Annotated in this window: 17 protein-coding genes; 14 read left to right on the top strand and 3 right to left on the bottom strand. The window is 72.2% G+C overall.

All coding sequences use genetic code 11. The features are described from left to right. Nucleotides 1-39 precede the first annotated feature (39 nt). The 13 genes from infB to dapB all read left to right on the top strand — a co-directional run bounded on the left by infB (nucleotide 40) and on the right by dapB (nucleotide 15194). A complete protein-coding gene (infB, locus tag AB0F61_RS00505) occupies nucleotides 40-3060 on the top strand; it encodes a translation initiation factor IF-2 (protein ID WP_357801662.1) in 3021 nt (1006 codons plus the stop codon). Between the two features lie 90 nt (nucleotides 3061-3150). Further along, complete coding sequence (locus tag AB0F61_RS00510) at nucleotides 3151-3447, top strand: DUF503 domain-containing protein (protein WP_030489481.1); 297 nt, start codon at nucleotides 3151-3153, stop codon at nucleotides 3445-3447. 126 nt (nucleotides 3448-3573) lie between these two features. Next, the gene (gene rbfA / locus AB0F61_RS00515; RefSeq protein WP_357801665.1) at nucleotides 3574-4074 is read left to right on the top strand and encodes a 30S ribosome-binding factor RbfA; all 501 of its coding nucleotides are present in this window, start codon (nucleotides 3574-3576) and stop codon (nucleotides 4072-4074) included. 53 nt (nucleotides 4075-4127) lie between these two features. Continuing rightward, entirely contained in the window at nucleotides 4128-5129 is a 1002-nt protein-coding gene (locus AB0F61_RS00520; protein ID WP_357802070.1) for a bifunctional oligoribonuclease/PAP phosphatase NrnA, read from the top strand. A gap of 101 nt (nucleotides 5130-5230) precedes the next feature. Further along, entirely contained in the window at nucleotides 5231-5638 is a 408-nt protein-coding gene (locus AB0F61_RS00525; protein WP_357801668.1) for a hypothetical protein, read from the top strand. Further along, the gene (locus AB0F61_RS00530; protein ID WP_357802072.1) at nucleotides 5638-5847 is read left to right on the top strand and encodes a DUF6186 family protein; all 210 of its coding nucleotides are present in this window, start codon (nucleotides 5638-5640) and stop codon (nucleotides 5845-5847) included. The genes AB0F61_RS00525 and AB0F61_RS00530 overlap by 1 nt, the downstream gene beginning before the upstream one ends. Before the next feature lie 699 nt (nucleotides 5848-6546). Beyond that, the gene (locus AB0F61_RS00535; protein ID WP_357801671.1) at nucleotides 6547-7875 is read left to right on the top strand and encodes an MATE family efflux transporter; all 1329 of its coding nucleotides are present in this window, start codon (nucleotides 6547-6549) and stop codon (nucleotides 7873-7875) included. Between the two features lie 31 nt (nucleotides 7876-7906). Beyond that, a complete protein-coding gene (truB, locus tag AB0F61_RS00540; RefSeq protein ID WP_357801674.1) occupies nucleotides 7907-8791 on the top strand; it encodes a tRNA pseudouridine(55) synthase TruB in 885 nt (294 codons plus the stop codon). 76 nt (nucleotides 8792-8867) lie between these two features. Further along, a complete protein-coding gene (locus AB0F61_RS00545; RefSeq protein ID WP_357801677.1) occupies nucleotides 8868-9797 on the top strand; it encodes a bifunctional riboflavin kinase/FAD synthetase in 930 nt (309 codons plus the stop codon). A 192-nt stretch (nucleotides 9798-9989) separates the two neighbouring features. After that, a complete protein-coding gene (rpsO, locus tag AB0F61_RS00550; RefSeq protein WP_030337594.1) occupies nucleotides 9990-10259 on the top strand; it encodes a 30S ribosomal protein S15 in 270 nt (89 codons plus the stop codon). Nucleotides 10260-10486: 227 nt separating this feature from the next. Further along, nucleotides 10487-12877 (top strand): polyribonucleotide nucleotidyltransferase, encoded by a 2391-nt coding sequence (locus tag AB0F61_RS00555; RefSeq protein WP_357801680.1) that lies wholly within the window; start codon nucleotides 10487-10489, stop codon nucleotides 12875-12877. A 47-nt stretch (nucleotides 12878-12924) separates the two neighbouring features. Then, nucleotides 12925-14319: a pitrilysin family protein gene (locus AB0F61_RS00560; RefSeq protein ID WP_357801682.1), complete on the top strand. Its 1395-nt coding sequence runs from the start codon at nucleotides 12925-12927 to the stop codon at nucleotides 14317-14319. A gap of 107 nt (nucleotides 14320-14426) precedes the next feature. Next, nucleotides 14427-15194, top strand: coding sequence for a 4-hydroxy-tetrahydrodipicolinate reductase (gene dapB, locus AB0F61_RS00565; RefSeq protein ID WP_357801685.1), 768 nt, complete (start codon nucleotides 14427-14429; stop codon nucleotides 15192-15194). Nucleotides 15195-15243: 49 nt separating this feature from the next. Here the strand turns inward: dapB and AB0F61_RS00570 are convergent, their stop codons facing one another. After that, nucleotides 15244-16818, bottom strand: coding sequence for an MFS transporter (locus tag AB0F61_RS00570; protein ID WP_357801688.1), 1575 nt, complete (start codon nucleotides 16816-16818; stop codon nucleotides 15244-15246). 146 nt (nucleotides 16819-16964) lie between these two features. Further along, nucleotides 16965-17561 (bottom strand): GNAT family N-acetyltransferase, encoded by a 597-nt coding sequence (locus AB0F61_RS00575; RefSeq protein ID WP_357801690.1) that lies wholly within the window; start codon nucleotides 17559-17561, stop codon nucleotides 16965-16967. Between the two features lie 35 nt (nucleotides 17562-17596). On the opposite strand from AB0F61_RS00575, the gene AB0F61_RS00580 reads away from it, so the two are divergent. Beyond that, on the top strand, nucleotides 17597-18871 hold the full coding sequence (locus AB0F61_RS00580) for a glycosyltransferase family 87 protein (RefSeq protein ID WP_357801692.1): 1275 nt from the start codon (nucleotides 17597-17599) through the stop codon (nucleotides 18869-18871). Here the strand turns inward: AB0F61_RS00580 and AB0F61_RS00585 are convergent. Next, complete coding sequence (locus AB0F61_RS00585) at nucleotides 18770-19321, bottom strand: GNAT family N-acetyltransferase (RefSeq protein ID WP_357801694.1); 552 nt, start codon at nucleotides 19319-19321, stop codon at nucleotides 18770-18772. The two genes, AB0F61_RS00580 and AB0F61_RS00585, sit on opposite strands and share 102 nt — an antisense overlap. Nucleotides 19322-19348: the final 27 nt, after the last annotated feature.

Raw genomic sequence — 19348 nt, forward strand, 5'->3', positions numbered from 1 at the left:
TGCGGGTGCTGCCCGCACGACCTCGGAGTGAGGAGTGCAGTGGCAGGCAAGGCCCGCGTACACGAGCTTGCAAAAGAGCTCGGGGTCGAGAGTAAGACCGTTCTCGCCAAGCTGAAGGAAATGGGCGAGTTCGTGAAGTCCGCGTCCAGCACCGTCGAGGCGCCCGTCGCCCGGCGGCTGCGTAACGCATTCGTCGCGTCCGCCGGTGCTCCGGCACCGGCCGCCCCGTCGGCGCCCGCGCCGACGCCGGCTTCGAACCCGACCCCGACGCTGTCCCCGACCCCGGGCGCGCCCCGGGTCTCGGCCAAGCCGATGCCGCCTCGGCGGCCGGCCGCGCCGGCGCCCGGCCCGAAGCCGAAGGGCCCGGTGCCTGGTGCGCCGCAGCCGGCGGCTCCGGTCGCCAAGCCGGCGAGTGCCCACGACATCGAGGTGGCGGCCGCCGAGGCGCGTGCCGCCGCGCTGAAGGCTGAGCAGGAGGCCGCGGTCAAGGCCGCACAGGCCGCCCGCCAGCAGCAGCGGGACAACCCCGTTCGCCGGGAGCCTCCGGCCGACGGCGGCAACCGTCCCGGTCCTCGGCCGGGTCCCGCCGCGATGCCACCCCGTCCCGGTTCGCCGGCCGCTCGTCCGAGCACGCCGGCTCCGGGTCCGGGTGCCCGACCCGGTGGTCGCCCACCGGCGCGCGGCGCCGGTAACAACCCGTTCGGCATCCAGGGTGGCCAGCAGCAGCGGCCCCCGGCCGCCGGTGCGGGTGGTCCCCGGCCCAACAGCCCGGCGGGCATGCCGCCGCGGCCGAGCCCGAACTCCATGCCGCCGCGGCCCAGCCCGGCGTCCATGCCGAGCCAGCGTCCGGCTGCCGGTCGTCCCGGTCCCGGTGGCGCTGGTCGCCCCGGTGGCGGTGGCGCCGGTCGTCCCGGTGGCGGCGGCGGTGGCTTCCGTGGCGGTCCCGGCGGTGGCGCCGGTGGCGGTGGCGGTTACCGCGGCGGCCCTGGTGGCGGCGCGGGTGCCGGCGGTGGCGGTGGCTACCGTGGCGGTCCCGGCGGCGGTGGCGGTGCTCCCGGTGGCGGTTTCCGTCCGGGTGCTCCCTCCGGTGGCGGCGGTCGTCCGGGTGCCGGTGGTCGTGGCCGTGGCGGCGGCGCCGCGGGTGCCTTCGGGCGTCCGGGTGGCCGGCCGACGCGCGGTCGCAAGTCCAAGAAGCAGCGCAGACAGGAGTTCGACAACCTGTCGGCTCCGACCATGAGCTCGGGTGCTCCCCGGGGTCAGGGTCAGGTCGTCAGGCTCTCCCGTGGCGCCTCGCTGTCGGACTTCGCCGACAAGATCAACGCCAACCCGGGTTCGCTGGTCCAGGAGATGTTCAACCTGGGCGAGATGGTCACCGCGACCCAGTCCTGCTCTGACGACACCCTGCAGTTGCTGGGTGAGCACCTGGGCTTCGACATCCAGATCGTCAGCCCGGAGGACGAGGACCGCGAGCTGCTCGCGCAGTTCAACATCGACCTCGACGCGGAGGTGGCCGAGGAGCGTCTGGTCAGCCGTGCGCCGGTGGTGACCGTCATGGGTCACGTCGACCACGGTAAGACCAAGCTGCTCGACGCGATCCGTAAGGCGAACGTCGTGGCCGGTGAGGCGGGTGGCATCACCCAGCACATCGGTGCGTACCAGGTGCACGTTCCGCACGATGGTGTGGACCGCGCGGTGACCTTCATCGACACCCCCGGTCACGAGGCGTTCACCGCCATGCGTGCCCGTGGTGCCCAGGTGACGGACATCGTGATCCTGGTGGTGGCGGCCGACGACGGCGTGATGCCGCAGACCATCGAGGCGTTGAACCACGCCAAGGCGGCCGACGTGCCGATCGTGGTCGCGGTCAACAAGGTCGACAAGCCGGAGGCCAACCCGGACAAGGTCCGCCAGCAGCTGACCGAGTACGGCCTGGTCGCCGAGGAGTACGGCGGCGAGACCATGTTCGTCAACGTGGCAGCCAAGCCGGGCATCGGCATCGAGGAGCTGCTCGAGGCGGTCCTGCTGACCGCCGACGCGTCGCTGGAGCTGACCGCTCCGATCGACGGGCCGGCGCAGGGTGTGGCCATCGAGGCGCACCTGGACAAGGGTCGCGGTGCGGTGGCGACGGTGCTCGTGCAGAAGGGCACCCTGCGGGCGGGCGACTCGATCGTCGCCGGTGGGGCGCACGGCCGGGTCCGGGCCATGCTCGACGAGAACGGCAACCAGCTCTCCGAGGCTGGGCCGGCGCGTCCGGTCATGGTTCTGGGTCTGACCGCGCCGCCCGGCGCGGGTGACACGTTCCTCGCCGCGGCGGACGACCGCACGGTGCGGCAGATCGCCGAGCAGCGGCAGGCGCGGCGGCGGGCGGCGGCATTCGCCAACTCCCGTGGTCGGGCCACTCTTGAGACGCTCATGGAGCAGCTCAAGGAGGGCGAGAAGACGTCGCTCAACCTCATCCTCAAGGGTGATGTCTCCGGTTCCGTGGAGGCCCTGGAGGACGCGCTGTTCAACCTCGACATCCCCGAGGAGGTCCAGCTCAAGGTCCTCGACCGGGGCGTCGGCGCGATCACCGAGAGCAACGTCATGCTCGCGAGTGCCTCGTCCGAGCCGGTCACGATCATCGGCTTCAACGTGCGGGCCTCGAACAAGGTCCGTGAGATGGCCGACCGCGAGGGCGTGGAGATCCGGTACTACACCGTCATCTACCAGGCCATCGAGGAGATCGAGGCAGCGCTCAAGGGCCTGCTCAAGCCGGAGTACGAGGAGGCCGAGCTGGGCACCGCGGAGATCCGCGACGTGTTCCGCTCGTCCAAGATCGGCAACATCTCCGGTTGCATCGTCCGGTCGGGCATCATCCGGCGCAACGCGAAGGCTCGCCTGCTTCGGGACGGGACGGTCGTGGCGGACAACCTCACGATCACCTCGCTCAAGCGGTTCAAGGACGACGCAACGGAGGTCCGCGAGGGCTTCGAGTGTGGTCTGACCCTGGGTGGTTACAACAACGTCCAGGTCGGCGACGTCATCGAGACCTTCGAGATGCGGGAGAAGGTTCGCGCCTGATCCGGCAGTGACACGCTGATCAAGGGGTTTACGCCGTTCGGCGTAAACCCCTTGATCATGCGGGGCGGGTTGGCGGTATCGTCCGGGGCGATGTTCACCGGAACCGCGGTCTTCGACCTGCTGCTGCCGGGCGACTCCCGGTCGCTCAAAGCCAAGAGATCATATGTACGGCCGATCGTGGCGGCACTGCGCCGCTTCGAGGTGTCGGCCGCCGAGGTGGGTGCGCTCGACCTGCATGGTCGAGCGCAGCTCGCGGTGGCCGTGGTGGCCGCCGAGACGGCGCACGTCCGCGAGGTGCTCGACTCCTGTGAGCGCCTGGTGGCCGGTCGCCCCGAGGTCGAGCTGTTGTCGGTTCGGCGCCGGCTGTACGGCGTGGACGACGACTGACCCCGGAGCCGGCTGTGCCGGGCGACCGGTGCGGCCGCGAAGGTAGTGTTCGAGATGTTGGCCGGTCGGCCGGCGACCCCCGGGTCGCCGGGTCGACCGGGAGCAGGACGCCGTGGAGGTGGCGAGATGTCTGATCCGGCCAAGGTACGCCGGCACGCGGAACGGGTGCGTGAGCTGGTCGCGTCGGTGGTGCGGAGCCAGATCAAGGACCCGCGGCTCGGGATGATCACCATCACCGACGCCCGGATCACCGCTGACCTGCGCGACGCGACGGTCTTCTACACCGTGCTCGGTGACGCGGTGGCCCAGGCGGACACCGCCGCGGCGCTGGAGAGCGCCAAGGGGCTGCTGCGCAGCACTGTCGGCAAGGCGCTCGGGTTGCGGCACTCGCCGACTCTCACGTTCGTCCTCGACGACGTGCAGGACCAGGTCAAGCACATCGACGACCTGCTCGCCGCCGCCCGTAACGCCGACGCGGAGGTGCAGCGGCTCGCCGCCCAGGCGAAGTACGCGGGTGAGGCGCAGCCGTACCGGGTTGACGACGAGACGGACGAGGGCGACGAGGCGGACGAGACCGATGCGTCCACCGACGTCAGGGACGCCGCGCGGGGTGGGGAAGCGCGGTGACGAGCACCGCCAGCGTCCCGCTCGCCGGGGCGGCCGGGGTCGGCCCGGCCGAGATGGACTGGGCCGCGGCCGAGGCGCTGGTGCGGGCTGTCCCGCCGGGTGGCCGGGTGCTGCTGATCTGCCACATCAACCCGGACGGTGACGCGCTGGGCAGCATGCTCGGCTTCGGCCTGGGGCTGCGGCAGATCGGCGTCCGCGAGGTGCAGGCGACGTTCCCCGGGCCGCCGGAGGTGCCCGAGCCGTTCCGAGGGCTACCCGGATTGGACCTGCTGGTCCCGGCGGACGTCGCCGACCCGGCACCCGACCTGGTGATCTGCTTCGACGCGGCGAGCCAGTCGCGCCTCGGTGAGCTGGCCGGGCGGTTGTCGTCGGCGGGTGCGGCGCTGGTGCTCGATCACCACGCTTCGAATGAGGGCTTCGGCACGGTCAGTCTGGTGGACCCGGGCGCCGCGGCCACGTCGGTGGTGGCGGAGGAGCTGCTGACCCGGCTCGGCGTCGTGCTGGACCCGGCCATCGCGGAGTGCCTCTACGTGGCGCTGACCACGGACACCGGCTCGTTCCGGTTCGCCGCGACCACTCCGGCCGTACACGAGCTTGCTGCCCGATTGCTGGCGACAGGCATCTCGCCCGGGGACATCTCCCGCCGGGTCTTCGACACCCGGCCCTTCGGCGCGGTGCGTCTCTTCGGTGAGGTGCTCGGCCGGGCACGGCTGGAGCCGGCGGCTGCCGGCGGCCGAGGGTTCGTCTGGACCTTCGCCACCCTTGAGGACCTGGCCCGGCACGATCAGCGGCCGTACGTGCTGGAGGCGCTCATCGACTCGGTGCGGTGCACCGCCGAGGCGGATGTGAGCTGCGTGCTCAAGCAGACCACGCCCGGCGAGTGGGCGGTGTCGATGCGCAGCAAGGGCGCTGTGGACGTCAGCCGGGTCGCGGTCACGCTCGGTGGTGGCGGCCACCGGTTCGCGGCGGGATTCACCGGCCGGGGCACCGTCGAGCAGGTGGTCGAGTCGATCCGCGACCAACTGGACGGGGCGTTGCTCGGCCCCGGTGCCTGACGTCGACGTTCGCGGTCATCGATTGACCGGACCGAGGATCACTGTCAACTCCGGGGAGTGTTGGTCTTCCCGCGCTCGGTGAGACCGGGAAGAATTGCGGGATGGAGCAGCCGCACGACCTCACCGTGGAGGCCCCCCGTGCCTGGGACCGGCCCGCCGTCTCCGTTCCCGTCCTCGTCTGTCTGTCGCTCGTCGGTGGTCGGTTCGCGTCGTTCTCCACCGAGGCGAATCTGTTCACCATCGGCACCGGCGGGGTGCTGATCTGGCTCGGTCTGAGCAATCGGGTGTCGCGCCGTCCGGCACCGCGCCGGCTGGGCTCGGGGGCGGTCTGGTGGGCGGTGCCGGTGGTGGTCTTCGGGGTCTTCGAGGGGGTGACCTTCGTGCTGGCCGTCGGTGACGACTTTCCCACCTTCTCCCGGCTGGCCGACCCTCTCCTGGAGGATGAGCTGACCCGGTCGGCGGCGTGGTTCGCCTGGCTGGCCGCCTTCTGGGGGCTGGTGCGGCGATGATGCGGGTGCTCGCCATCAGCGGTTTCCTCACCGCGTTGGTCCTCTTCGCGGTGGTCGAGTGGATGGCCCGGCGGGAGGGTTCCCGGATCCCCACCCTGGGCGAGGTCTGCGCGTACGTGATGCGCTACGAGGTCGGCTCGGTGCCGGTGGGCCGGATCGGTCTGTTCGGGTTCTGGTGGTGGCTGGGCTGGCACTTCCTGGCCCGTTGAGCCGGGTCGCCGCTTGTCCAAATGGCGGGAACCGAGAGCAGCATATGGACCTGAACGATAACTTGGGAGACGGCCGGGTACCGCGTAGCGGTGCAGGTCATGGGTGGTGGCGCCACACCTCGTGCTGCCTCCCTCCAGGGTCGGATCGACCCGGGCTCACGCTGCCCAGTCGGCTGCTCCGGTAATCCCGGACCGTCGTGGGGCGCGCAGCACGACCGCCCGCGAGGGCCGCCGCGCGCCGGTGGCTCGCTCCCTGGAAGGACCACCACCATGCCGAACAAGCCCAAGCCCGAAACCACTGACGACGCCCGCGAGCAGGCCCGCCGCGCTCTGCAGACCTCGATGGACACCCGTCAGTGATCCAACCCGGCCAGCGGTGACGTCGCCGTCGACCACGGTCGGGGCCGACCGGTCGGTGGCGAAGCGGCCAGGTGGGCACGCTGCGGTCAAGTAGGCACGCTGCGGTCACCGGGGCCGGGCCGTCAGGCGGCGCGGCCCGGGTTGGTCGGGCGCTCCCGCTCCCGCACGCCTCTGGAGCTGAATCGCTTGCGACATCGCGACCTGATTCGTTCACGACATCAGCTCCAAAGCGGTCAAGCAAGGGGTCCGATTCGCGACGAACCCGAGCGCGGCCCACCGGCTGAGTAAGCTGCCGGCTGGATTGCGATCCTTACCGCAGTCGTGCCAGGATCGGCGGCGATGAGCCAGACCGCCACCACCGCCGCCCAGCGAACCGCCTCGCCCCGGCGGATCGCCAGTCTCGCCCTGCCGGCCCTCGTGGTGCTTGCCGCCGAGCCGCTCTACGTGCTTGTCGACACCGCAGTGGTCGGCCACCTCGGCCGGGTGCCGCTCGCCGCGCTCGCCGTCGGCGGCACGGTGATGACGCTCACCGCATGGGTCGGCACCGTTGTCGCGTACGGCACCACCGGGCGGGCGGCCCGTCGCTTCGGCGCGGGTGACCGGGCAGCCGCGATAGCCGAGGGAGTCCAGTCGTCCTGGCTGGCGTTCGGTGTCGGTCTGCTGATCGCGATCGGCATGCAGTTCGGCGGTGGCGCGCTCGCGCGTACCCTCGCCGGCGGCGCTGGCGACGTGGCCGACGCCGCCGCGCACTGGCTGCGGATCGCGGCCCTCGGCGCCCCCGGCCTGCTGCTCGCCGCCGCCGGCAACGGTTGGTTGCGCGGTGTGCAGGACACCCGCCGCCCGTTGTTCTTCGTGCTCGGCCCCAACGTGCTCTCCGCGCTGCTCTGCCCGCTGCTTGTCTACCCGGCCGGCCTGGGGCTGATCGGCTCCGCGGTGGCGAACACCGTCGCGCAGACGCTCTGCGGGGGGCTCTTCGCCGCGGCGCTTGTCGCCGAGCGGGTGTCGCTGCGGCCCCGGCCGCGGGTGATCCGCCAGCAGTTGGTGCTCAGCCGCGACCTGCTGATCCGTGGGCTGGCGTTCCAGGCCAGCTTCCTCTCCGCGACCGCCGTCGCCGCCCGCTTCGGTGCCGCCGCCGTCGGCGCCCACCAGATCGCCCTACAACTCTGGTTCTTCACCGCGTTGGTGCTCGACGCGCTGGCCATCGCCGCCCAGTCCCTGGTCGGCGCCGCGCTCGGCGCCGGCGACGACGCGGGCGCCCGGGCTCTCGCCCGCCGGATCGGGCTGCTCGGCGGCATCTGCGGCGTCGGCTTCGCGCTGCTCGTCGCCGCCGGCGCGGGCGTCGTACCGTCCTGGTTCAGCTCCGACGATCAGGTACGCGAGCAGGCCATGGTGGCCTGGCCGTGGTTCGTCGCCATGCTGCCGCTGGCCGGGGTGGTGTTCGCCCTCGACGGCGTGCTGATCGGCGCGGGCGACGTGCGTTACCTGCGCAACCTCACCATCGTGGCGGCGCTCGGCGGTTTCCTGCCGGCCATCTGGCTGGCGTACGCGCTGAACCTCGGGCTGGGCGGCATCTGGGCCGGGCTCACCCTGTTCGTGATGATCCGACTGGTCGCCCTGCTGCTGCGTCTGCGCAGCGGCAGGTGGGCGGTGCCCGGGGCCGTCCGCTGACCGGCGTTCCCATCTGGCAGGCTTGGGCGTCGTGAGCACCGATGGTCTGATCGTGGTCGACAAGCCCGGCGGCATGACGTCGCACGACGTGGTGGCGCGGATCCGCCGGCTGGCGAAGACCCGCCGGGTCGGGCACGGCGGCACCCTCGACCCGATGGCCACCGGGGTGCTGGTGATCGGCGTGGGCCGGGCCACCCGGCTGCTGACCTACGTGATCGGCGCGGGCAAGAGCTACACGGGGACCATCCGGCTCGGTCAGGCCACCGTCACCGACGACGCCGAGGGCGACGTGGTCGCCACGACGCCGGCCGGGTTGGTGACCGACGACGCGATCCGGTCGGCGCTGGCGGCGCTCAGTGGCGAGGTCGACCAGGTGCCGAGCGCGGTCAGCGCCATCAAGGTCGATGGGCAGCGGGCGTACAAGCGGGTCCGCGACGGGGAGAGCGTCGAGCTGCCGGCGCGGCGGGTCACCATCTCCCGGTTGGAGGTGCTGGCGATCCGCCGCACCGAGCCGGACGTGGTGGACGTGGACGTGGACGTGACCTGCTCCTCCGGCACGTACATCCGGGCCATCGCCCGGGACGCGGGCCTGGCGCTCGGCGTCGGCGGCCACCTGACGGCCCTGCGGCGGACCGCTGTGGGTGGCTTCACCCTCGCCGAGGCGGCGACCCTCGACGAGTTGGAGCAGCGCGCCCCGGACGTGGTGAACCTGCCGTTGGACGCGGCGGCCGACAGGTTCTTCCCGCGCCGGGAGGCCACGCCCGACGAGGCCCGGGTGCTGGCCCACGGTGGGCCGCTCGACCCGACCGGCCGCACCGGGCCGTACGCCGTGTTCGGGCCGGCGGGCGGCCTGATCGCTATCGTCAGCGAGCGGGACGGCCGGGCCCGCGCGGAGATCGTGCTCGCCCCGGCCTGACGGCGGGACGCAGGTCCGCCGGCCCGTGGCCGGCGGTGTCGACCCGCCGGCCGGCGGGACAGCAGGAGGGAACGGCATGCAGCGGTGGCGGGGGTACGACGCGGCGCCCGGTGGGTGGGGACGCTCGGTCGTCACCATCGGCGTCTTCGACGGCGTGCACAAGGGGCACCAGGCGACCATCGGGCACACCGTGGCCCGCGCCCGGGAGTTGGGCGTGCAGTCGGTGGTGCTCACCTTCGACCCGCACCCGGCCGAGGTGGTCCGCCCCGGCTCACATCCGGCGGTGCTCACCGAGCAGGCCCGTAAGGCGGAACTGATCGAGCAACTCGGCGTGGACGTGCTCTGCGTGGTGCCGTTCACACCGGAGTTCTCCCGGCTGCCGGCCGAGCAGTTCGTCCACGACGTCCTGGTCGAGCACCTGCACTGCGCGTTGGTGGTGGTCGGCGGCAACTTCCGGTTCGGGCACCGGGCAGCCGGCGACGTGGCGCTGCTGGAGCGGCTCGGTCAGACCTTCGGCTTCGGGGTGGAGGGCAGCCCGCTCGTCGCCGAGGACGGCACCGTCTTCTCCTCCACGTACATCCGCTCCTGCGTCGACGCGGGCGACGTCGGCGCGGCCGCCGCCGCGCTCGGCCGCCCGCACCGGTTGGAAGGTGTGGTGGTCCGCGGCGACCAACGGGGGCGGGAGCTGGGCTTCCCCACCGCCAACCTGCTCTGCCACCGGTACGCGGCGGTCCCGGCCGACGGGGTGTACGCGGCCCGGCTGATCCGTCGCGGGCAGCACGAGCCGCTGATGGCGGCCGTGTCGGTGGGCACCAACCCGACGTTCTCCGGGCGGGAGCGGCGGGTGGAGGCGTACGCGCTGGACTTCACCGGTGACCTGTACGGCGAGCGGCTGGCCCTGGACTTCGTGGCGCACCTGCGCGGTCAGATCAAGTACGACTCGATCGAGCCGCTGATCGCCCAGATGAACCAGGACGTCGAACGCACCCGGCGCGCGCTGGCCTGAGCGTCGTGGTGCGGCCGCCGAGGCCCTTCGCCGGGTGTTACCGGCGAGTGCTGGTAGTCTTGCCGAGACGTCGGGTGACCGGCGTGGGGCCTCGCGTGCCTGCTCGACGCCGCGGGTGCGAGGTACCGGTCCGTTCCCGGTCCATCGGGACGACGGACACCTACTTGATCAACCCATCGAAACAGGGAGAACATGGCGCTCGACCAGGAAGCCAAGGCCAGCATCCGCGCGGAGTACGCGACCGCCGAGGGCGACACCGGTTCGCCGGAGGTCCAGGTCGCGGTCCTCACCAAGCGGATCGCCGAGCTGACCGAGCACCTGAAGGTGCACAAGCACGACCACCACAGCCGCCGTGGGCTGCTGCTGCTGGTCGGCCGTCGCCGTCGGCTGCTCAACTACGTCCAGAAGAAGGACATTGCCCGCTACCGGTCGCTCATCGAGCGGCTCGGCCTGCGCCGGTGACGTGACGGGGGAGTGGCCGACCGGCCGCTCCCCCGTACCGCGTCCCACCTGAGGAAACACGGGCCGCGCGACCACCCGAGAGGGAGCCGGTCAGCGTACCGGTCTCCGGTAGTGGCCCCCGGGAACCCCGGCATCAAGCCGGCCACCCGGGCGCTTCGATCGAAGACCGGCCGGCTGAGCAGCTTCCCGATGTCGTGGGCCCACGACGCGAAGGAGCACGACAGCACATGACCGAGACCAAACTCGGCACCGAATCCCGCACCGCCGTGATCGACAACGGGTCCTTCGGCACCCGCGAGATCACCTTCTCCACCGGCCGGCTGGCTCGCCAGGCCGCCGGTTCCGTCATCGCCCAGCTGGGCGAGACGGTCGTTCTCTCCGCCACGACCGCCGGTAAGCACCCGAAGGAGCAGTTCGACTTCTTCCCGCTCACCGTCGACGTCGAGGAGCGGATGTACGCCGCGGGCCGCATCCCCGGCTCGTTCTTCCGCCGTGAGGGTCGGCCCAGCGAGGACGCGATCCTCACCTGCCGGCTGATCGACCGGCCGCTGCGCCCGTCCTTCGTGAAGGGCCTGCGCAACGAGGTCCAGGTCGTCGAGACCATCCTCGCGCTCGACCCGCAGCACCCGTACGACGTCGTGGCGATCAACGCCGCCTCGATGTCGACCAAGCTCTCCGGCCTGCCGTTCTCCGGCCCGATCGGGGCGACCCGCGTCGCCCACATCGACGGCCAGTGGGTCGCCTTCCCGACCCTGGAGGAGCTGGCTCGCGCCACCTTCGACATGGTCGTGGCCGGCCGCACGCTCGACGACGGCGACGTCGCGATCATGATGGTCGAGGCCGAGGCCACCCCGAACGCCGTCGCCCTCATCTCGGCCGGCGCCACCGCCCCGACCGAGGAGATCGTCGCCAGCGGCCTGGAGGCCGCCAAGCCGGCGATCCGTGAGCTGTGCCGCGCGCAGAGCGAGCTGGCCGAGGTCGCCGCCAAGCCGGTCACCGAGTTCCCGGTCTTCCTGGACTACCAGGACGACGTGTACGACGCCGTCTCCGAGCTGGCTCGCGGTGAGGTCGCCGAGGCGATCACCATCGCCGGCAAGGCCGACCGCGAGGAAGCCCTGGACCGGGTCAAGGCCCGGGTCGCCGAGGAGCTGGGCGCGCGGTTCGAGGGTCGGGAGAAGGAGCTCAGCGCTGCCTTCCGGTCGCTCACCAAGTCCGAGGTGCGCAACCGCGTGCTGCGTGAGCAGGTCCGCATGGACGGGCGTGGCCCGCGCGACATCCGGGCGCTGACCGCCGAGGTCGGCGTGCTGCCCCGGGTGCACGGTTCGGCGCTGTTCGAGCGGGGCGAGACCCAGATCCTGGGCGTCACCACGCTGAACATGCTCCGCATGGAGCAGATGGTGGACACGCTGTCCCCCGAGAACCGCAAGCGCTACATGCACAACTACAACTTCCCGCCGTACTCGACCGGTGAGACCGGCCGGGTCGGCTCGCCGAAGCGTCGCGAGATCGGCCACGGCGCTCTCGCCGAGCGTGCGCTGATCCCGGTGCTGCCGTCGCGCGAGGAGTTCCCGTACGCCATCCGGCAGGTGTCGGAGGCGCTCGGCTCCAACGGCTCCACCTCGATGGGTTCGGTCTGCGCGTCGACGCTGGGCCTGCTCTCCGCGGGTGTCCCGCTGAAGGCGCCGGTCGCCGGCATCGCGATGGGGCTCATCTCCGACGAGGTGGACGGCAAGACCCAGTACGTGACGCTCACCGACATCCTCGGTGCCGAGGACGCGTTCGGTGACATGGACTTCAAGGTCGCCGGCACGCCGGAGTTCGTCACCGCGCTCCAGCTCGACACCAAGCTCAACGGCATCCCGTCGGACGTGCTGGCCGCCGCGTTGCAGCAGGCGAACGAGGCCCGGCAGGTCATCCTCGGCGTCATGAAGGCCGCGATCGAGGCTCCGGCCGAGATGTCGGACTACGCGCCGCGGGTCACCACCGTCAAGATTCCGGTGGACAAGATCGGCATGGTGATCGGCCCGAAGGGGCAGACCATCAACGCGATCCAGGACGAGACCGGCGCCGAGATCTCCATCGAGGACGACGGCACGATCTACGTCGGCGCCACCAACGGCCCGTCGGCCCAGGCGGCCGTCGACCGGATCAACGGCATCGCCAACCCGACGCTGCCGAAGCAGGGCGAGCGGTTCCTCGGCACGGTGGTCAAGACCGCCGCGTTCGGTGCGTTCATCTCGCTGCTGCCGGGCCGTGACGGCCTGCTGCACATCTCCAAGGTGGGCGACGGCAAGCGGGTCGAGCGCGTGGAGGACTTCCTCAACGTCGGTGACCGGGTCGAGGTCGAGATCGCGGACATCGATGCCCGCGGCAAGATCTACCTGGACAAGGTCCGCCCGGAGGGCACCGAGGCTCCGGCCGCCGGTGAGGCCGCCGCTGGCGACCGGCCGGCTGGTCGGGACCGGGGCGACCGGGCTCCGCGTGACCGTGGCGACCGCGAGCGTGGCGGCGACCGTGGCGGGCGTGGCCCGGAGCGCGGCGGCGAGGGCGGCAACGGTGGCGGCGGCGAGGGTGGCGAGGGCGGCGAGCGTCCGCGCCGCCGGACCCGGCACAGCTGACCGTCGTACAACGCATCACCCACCCCTCGTCGAACCGGGAGCACCACGTGAGTCGGGCCTTCAGTGCGCCGTTTCCACCGGATCGACGGGGGGTGGCCTCTCGGGACACCGGGGCGGGCCGCTCCGGCGGCACCGCCCGCGCGGTGACCCGAACGCTGAGCGACGACCCGCTGGGCGGCACGGTACGACGTACCGTGCTGCCCAGCGGCCTGCGCGTCCTCACCGAGGCGATCCCGACGATGCGCAGCGTCTCGTTCGGCGTCTGGGTGGCGGTCGGTTCTCGCGACGAGACCGGTCCGCAGGCCGGTGCCGCGCACTTCCTCGAACACCTGCTGTTCAAGGGCACCCACAAGCGCACCGCGCTGGAGATCTCCTCGCAGATCGAGGCGGTGGGTGGTGAGACGAACGCGTTCACCACGAAGGAATACACCTGCTACTACGCGCGGGTGCTGGACGAGGATCTGCCCCTGGCGATCGACGTCATGTGCGACCTGGTCGCCGACTCGCTGCTGGAGCCGGCGGACGTCGAAACCGAGCGTGGCGTGATCCTCGAAGAGATCGCCATGCACGACGACGAGCCCGGTGACGAGGTGCACGACCTCTTCGTCCAGGCCGTCTACGGCGACCACCCCCTGGGTCGGCTGATCTCCGGCACCGCCGAGACCGTCACGCCGATGACCCGCAAGCAGATCCAGAGCTTCTACCGGGGCCGCTACACCGCCCCGCAGATCGTCATCGCCGCCGCCGGCAACCTCGACCACGCCACTGTGGTCAAGATGGTCCGCCAGGCGGTGCGGGGCACCCCGCTGGACAGCGACCCGGCCACGCCGGCACCGCACCGGTCGGCCACCCCGGCGGTACGCACCAAGCCGGCGACCACCCTGGTGGAGCCGAAGGAGACCGAGCAGGCGCACGTCATCCTCGGCTGCCCCGGCATCGACCGCCTCGACGACCGGCGCTTCGCGCTCGGGGTGCTCAACAACGTGCTCGGCGGCGGCATGTCCAGCCGCCTGTTCCAGGAGATCCGCGAGCAGCGCGGCCTGGCGTACTCGGTCTACTCCTACGCCAGCCAGTACGCCGACACCGGCCTGTTCGCCGTCTACGCCGGCTGCGCGCCGGGAAAGGTGGACGAGGTGCTGGCCCTGACCCGCGCCGAGTTGGCCCGGGTGGCCGCCGACGGGCTGACCGAGGCCGAGGTGGCCCGGGGCAAGGGGATGAGCAAGGGCTCGTTCGTGCTCGGCCTGGAGGACACCGGTTCCCGGATGAGCCGACTGGCCAAGGGCGAGCTGCTCTACGGCGACCTGATGCCTGTCGACGAGCTGCTCCGCCGGGTCGACGAGGTCACCGTGCAGGACGTCAACGTCCTCGCCGCCGAGCTGCTCAGCCGGCCCATGTCGCTGGCCGTGGTCGGCCCGTTCGGCGCTGGCGACTTCACCGTCTGAGGTCTGCCGCCCGGCCCGGTCGAGGCGACCCGGTCGGGCGTCCCGGCCGGTGGAGCACAGCGGATCCGGCCGGGAGGGCCCGTCCCGATTGGGATAGGTTGTGCCCCGTGACTGACGAGCAGGGAAAGACCCCGGCCGAGCCGCTCCGGGTCGGTGTGCTGGGTGCCCGGGGCCGGATGGGCATCGAGGTCTGCAAGGCGGTCGACGCGGCCGCCGACCTCGACCTGGTCGCGGCGATCGACCAGGGTGACGACCTCTCCGCCGCCTCCGGTGCCGACGTGGTCGTCGACTTCACCACGCCGGACGTCGTCATGGACAACCTCCGGTGGTGCATCTCGCAGGGCATCAGCGCCGTCGTCGGCACCACCGGCTTCACCGCCGAGCGGCTGGAGCAGGTGCGCGGCTGGCTGGCCGACAAGCCCGGGGTGGGCGTGGTCATCGCCCCGAACTTCGGTATCGGCGCGGTGCTGATGATGCAGTTCGCCGCGCGGGCCGCCCGGTACTTCGAGTCCGTCGAGATCATCGAGCAGCACCACCCGCGCAAGCTGGACGCGCCGAGCGGCACCGCCACCCACACCGCCCGGCAGATCGCCCGGGCCCGCGCCGAGGCCGGGCTGGGGCCGGTCCCGGACGCCACCAAGGACGAGGTGCCGGGTGCGCGCGGCGCCCAGATCGACGGGGTACGCATCCACGCGGTACGCGCCACCGGGCTCGTCGCCCACCAGGAGGTGCTGTTCGGCACCACCGGCGAGACGCTCACCATCCGGCACGACTCGTACGACCGGGTGTCGTTCATGCCGGGTGTGCTGCTGGCCGTCCGCGCGGTGCGCAAACGCCCCGGCCTCACCGTCGCCCTGGACGCGCTTCTCGACTGACCGCCCCGGGCCCGTGCGGGGCGAAACCTGGTCGCGGCATGAGGGCGCATCAGTGCTGGCCGGCGGCCGGCGCTGTCTCCTCGGGCTGGGCCGGCTCGGCAGCGACCGGCGCGTAGGGCGGCACCGACCGGAACGCCAACGCGGCGACCACGGCGAGCCCGAGCAGCAGGACGGCACCGACGGTAGCCGTCGCGACCAGACCGCTCGTGTAGGCCGCCCGGGCGGCGTCGACAAGTGGGCCGCCCACCCCGCTTGGTAGCTCACCGGCGACCGTCACCGCGCCGGCCAGCCCGTCGCGGGCCCGCGCCGCCGCCTCGGCGGGCAGCCCCGCGGGCAGCTCCGGGCCCAGCTCGGCACGGTAGACGGCGGCGCCCACGCTGCCCAGGACCGCCACCCCCAGAGCGATGCCCAACTCGCCGCTGGTCTCGGAGATCGACGCTGCCGAGCCGGCCCGTTCAGGAGGCGCCGACCCCACGATCAGGTCGGTGACCAGAGCCGACGGCAATGCGATCCCGACCGAGGCGACGACGAAGGCGACCAGGACGACGAGGAGGGCGTTGTCGCCTTCCACTCCGGTGAGTAGCAGGAAGCCCGCCGCCGTGACCAGTTGCCCGACGGCCATCACGTGCCCGGGCCGGAACCGGCGGGCCAGCAACGGTGCCACTGTGGTCGCACCGATCATCGCCACCGCCTGCGGCACCAGCAGCAGCCCGGCGCGCAGCGGGGACAGCCCTTCGACCAGTTGCAGCCATTGGCTGACGAGCAGGAAGGTGCCGCCCATCAACAGACCGTTGAGCAGGAACACCAGCAGCGCGGCGGTGAACGTGCGGTTACCGAAGAGGCCCACGTCCAGCAGTGGGTGAGGCAGCCGGCGCTGCCGCCGGACGAAGGCCACCCCGACCAGCAGGCCGGTCACGATCGCCAGCGCGGGCAGCGGGCGCCAACCGTGCCGGGCCAGCTCCTTGAGGCCGTAGACCACCGGCAGGATGGTGGCGAGCGACAACGCGACGCTAACCAGGTCCAGTCGACCGGGCTGGGGGTCGCGGAACTCCGGAAGCAGCAGCGGCGCGGTCACCAGCAACACCGCCATCACCGGCACGCCCAGCAGGAACGCCGAGCCCCACCAGAAATTCTCGAGGAGCACCCCGCCGATCACCGGGCCGACCGCCATCCCGCCCATGAAGCAGCTCATCCAGACCCCGACCGCGACCGCGCGCTGAGCCGGGACCTGGAACATGTTGCTGATCAGGGCCAGTGTGGAGGGCATCAGCGTGGCCCCGGCGACGCCGAGCAGCGCCCGCGCGGCGATCAGCAGCGGCGGGTTCGGCGCGTAGGCGGCCACCACCGAGACCACGGCGAACGCAGCGGCCCCGATCAGCAACAGGCGTCGACGGCCCACCCGGTCGCCCAGGGTGCCCATCGTGACCAGGAAACCGGCGACCAGGAAGCCGTACGCGTCGGTGATCCACAACTGCTGGGTGCTGTCGGCGCCGAGGTCCGCGCTGAGGCTCGGCAGGGCCAGGTAGAGCACGCTCAGGTCGAGCGCCAGCAGCAGGGTGGGCAGGGCAAGCACCGCCAACCCGATCCACTCTCGACGCCCGGCCGCGGGGTGTGCTGTCCGCATGGTTCTCGCCCTCCTGGTGACGGTTGGTGACGGAGGGTGGCTGAGCTCATGCGCCTGACGGTAGGGGACCGGTCCGACATCAGCCGCTCAACTCTGGCCGGACGCGCCGGCCCGGGCCGGCGTCCGGGTCCGGGCGTCAGCGCGCGTCAGCCGGCGGGCTCGTCGTCGGCCGGAACCTTCTCCGCGGGTACGCCCACGTGCAGGCGCACCTGGGGCACGAGCATGTCGTCGACGTCGAGCGCCCGGGCCGCGCCGTCGGGCTCCCAACCGGTGCTGGTGAGAAACTTCCGGGTCGCCTCGTCACCCTCGAACGCCCAGGCCACCGCCCGGCTCAGGCCGTCCTCCCGCCACAGGTCGACGGTGGCGGCGAGCAGCCGGCTGCCGTGCCCGCGCCGACCCCAACGTGGCTCCACCAGCAGATCGGTCACGGCGGCCACGTCCGCGCCGAGCGCGTCGGCCGGCTCGCCCGGGGCCAGCGCCTCGGCGTCGGCCGGCCCGGAGGCGGCGAACCCCACCAGATACGATTGCTCGGCCTGTTCGACGGCGACCAGCACCCGGTGCGCGCCCGAGGGCGGCTCCAGCACCGCGGCGTTCCACCGCCGGGCGAGGAACGCCTCGTCCAGGTTGTCGAGCACGTGCCGAGGCAGGATCCGGCGGTACGCGACCCGCCAGGTCGCGAGTTGGATGCGTGCGATCTCGCCGGCGTCCTCAGGACGCGCCGGGCGGACGTACCCGAGAGCCATGGGACGGAAGCCTACGCAGGGCGAGGGAGGCGACGGTGGCGCAGGGTGCCAGGAGGACGACCGGGCAGGTCGTCGGGGTCGTGGTGCTCGCCGCGGCGGTCACCGCGTTCCTCGCCGTCGCCGCGGTGCGGCACGGCTTCTTCGACCTGAAGGTCTACTACGGCGCGTTGACCTGGTGGGTGCACGACGGCGGGGAGATCTACGACTACCTCAAGCCGGGCACCCAGTACGGCTTCACCTATCCGCCGTTCGCCGCGCTGGTGATGCTGCCGATGGCGTACCTGCCGTGGTCGGCCGCGATAGTGGTGAGCGTGCTCGCCAGCGTGGCCACCACCACGGTGCTGATCTGGTGGCTTGTCGACCCGATCGCCCGCCGGGCCGGCTGGACCCGGTGGTTCGCCCTCGCGGTGGCGCTCTGCCTGGTCGCCGCGTTCGAGCCGATGCGGGAGACGGTCAACTTCGGCCAGGTCAACACGCTGCTGCTCTTCCTTGTGGCGGTGGATCTGCTGCGGCTGCTGCCGGCCGGCAACCGGTGGGCCGGGGTGGGCATCGGGCTGGCCACCGCGATCAAACTGACCCCTGGCGTCTTCATCGTCTACCTCCTGGTGACCGGGCGATGGCGGGCGGCGCTCACCGCCTGCGGGACGGCCGCCGGGGTGTCGCTGCTGGCCGCTGCGCTCTTCCCGGACGCGTCCCGGGAGTTCTGGACCGAGGCGCTGTGGAACACCGGACGGGTGGGGGAGCTCGCCTTCGTCTCCAACCAGTCGCTGCGCGGGGTGGCCGCCCGACTCGACCCGGAGCACCCGAGCACCCTGCTGTGGCTGCTGCTGGTGCTCGGCACCCTGGCGCTCTGGGCCTGGCGGTCCCGGGCCGCCGTCGCCGCCGGTGACGAGGCGACCGGTCTGGCGTTGACCGGCGCGGTGATGTGCCTGGTCAGCCCGGTCACCTGGGTGCACCACCTGGTCTGGCTGCTGCCCGCGCTGATCCTGCTTGTCGACAACGCCATGGCCGCGCCGGACGGCCGCCGTCGGCGGGTCCTGCTCGTCGCCGCGACCATCGGGTACGCGCTGCTGATCAGCCGGACCGTCTGGCTGTGGGAGAAGGACTTCACCGGCCTCGACGGCTTCCTGGGCAGCAACGCCTACGTGTGGATCAGCCTGGCGCTGCTCGCCTTCCTGCCGATCCGCGGCTGGCTGACCCCGCCCGGGTCAGTTGTCGAGGAGCCCGGCGTACCGCAGCTCGACCAGACTGACCGGGGGCTGCCCACCGGCGAGCGGCACATGGTAGGTCGACCGCTCACCGTCCGCTGACAGCCCGGCCCGCGCGCAGAACCGGCGGGCCCGGTGGTTGTCCGCCAGCACCCACGCCCGGTACCCGCGTAAGCCCCGCTCGGCGAGCCCGGCCCGAGCGGCGGCCAGGAGCGCGGTGGCGCTCCCGTCCCCCCAGTACGCCGGCTCCACGTACAGGGCCACCACCTCGCCGACAGTCGGGTCCAGGTCGTCCCGGTCCTGGTTGCGGCGGTACGGCCCGAAGGTGGTGAAGCCGACGACCAGCCCGTCCACCTCGCCCAGCAGGGTGGTGAACGGATGCTCCGGGTCGGCGGTGCCGATGTCGCGGCGACGCTGCGCCCAGGCCGCCACGTTCAGCCGGTCCAGCACCTCGTCCGGCATGAAGCCGGCGTAGCCCGCCTGCCAGCCGTGCACGTGCACCCGGGCGACCGCTTCGGCGTCGTCCGGCTCCTCCCGACGGATGGTCAGCATTGCACCGTTCTATGCCCCGTTGGTCGT

Origin of the sequence: Micromonospora sp. NPDC023888 (genome assembly GCF_040639415.1) — a bacterium.
In the GTDB taxonomy this organism is placed as follows: Bacteria; Actinomycetota; Actinomycetes; order Mycobacteriales; family Micromonosporaceae; genus Micromonospora.

Coding starts and splice junctions, on each gene's coding strand:
- AB0F61_RS00510 (WP_030489481.1), top strand. CDS start 3,151: ATGTTCACCGGAACCGCGGTCTTCGACCTGCTGCTGCCGGGCGACTCC.
- rbfA (WP_357801665.1), top strand. CDS start 3,574: ATGTCTGATCCGGCCAAGGTACGCCGGCACGCGGAACGGGTGCGTGAG.
- AB0F61_RS00520 (WP_357802070.1), top strand. CDS start 4,128: ATGGACTGGGCCGCGGCCGAGGCGCTGGTGCGGGCTGTCCCGCCGGGT.
- AB0F61_RS00525 (WP_357801668.1), top strand. CDS start 5,231: ATGGAGCAGCCGCACGACCTCACCGTGGAGGCCCCCCGTGCCTGGGAC.
- AB0F61_RS00530 (WP_357802072.1), top strand. CDS start 5,638: ATGCGGGTGCTCGCCATCAGCGGTTTCCTCACCGCGTTGGTCCTCTTC.
- AB0F61_RS00535 (WP_357801671.1), top strand. CDS start 6,547: ATGAGCCAGACCGCCACCACCGCCGCCCAGCGAACCGCCTCGCCCCGG.
- AB0F61_RS00545 (WP_357801677.1), top strand. CDS start 8,868: ATGCAGCGGTGGCGGGGGTACGACGCGGCGCCCGGTGGGTGGGGACGC.
- rpsO (WP_030337594.1), top strand. CDS start 9,990: ATGGCGCTCGACCAGGAAGCCAAGGCCAGCATCCGCGCGGAGTACGCG.
- AB0F61_RS00555 (WP_357801680.1), top strand. CDS start 10,487: ATGACCGAGACCAAACTCGGCACCGAATCCCGCACCGCCGTGATCGAC.
- AB0F61_RS00570 (WP_357801688.1), bottom strand. CDS start 16,818: ATGCGGACAGCACACCCCGCGGCCGGGCGTCGAGAGTGGATCGGGTTG.
- AB0F61_RS00575 (WP_357801690.1), bottom strand. CDS start 17,561: ATGGCTCTCGGGTACGTCCGCCCGGCGCGTCCTGAGGACGCCGGCGAG.
- AB0F61_RS00585 (WP_357801694.1), bottom strand. CDS start 19,321: ATGCTGACCATCCGTCGGGAGGAGCCGGACGACGCCGAAGCGGTCGCC.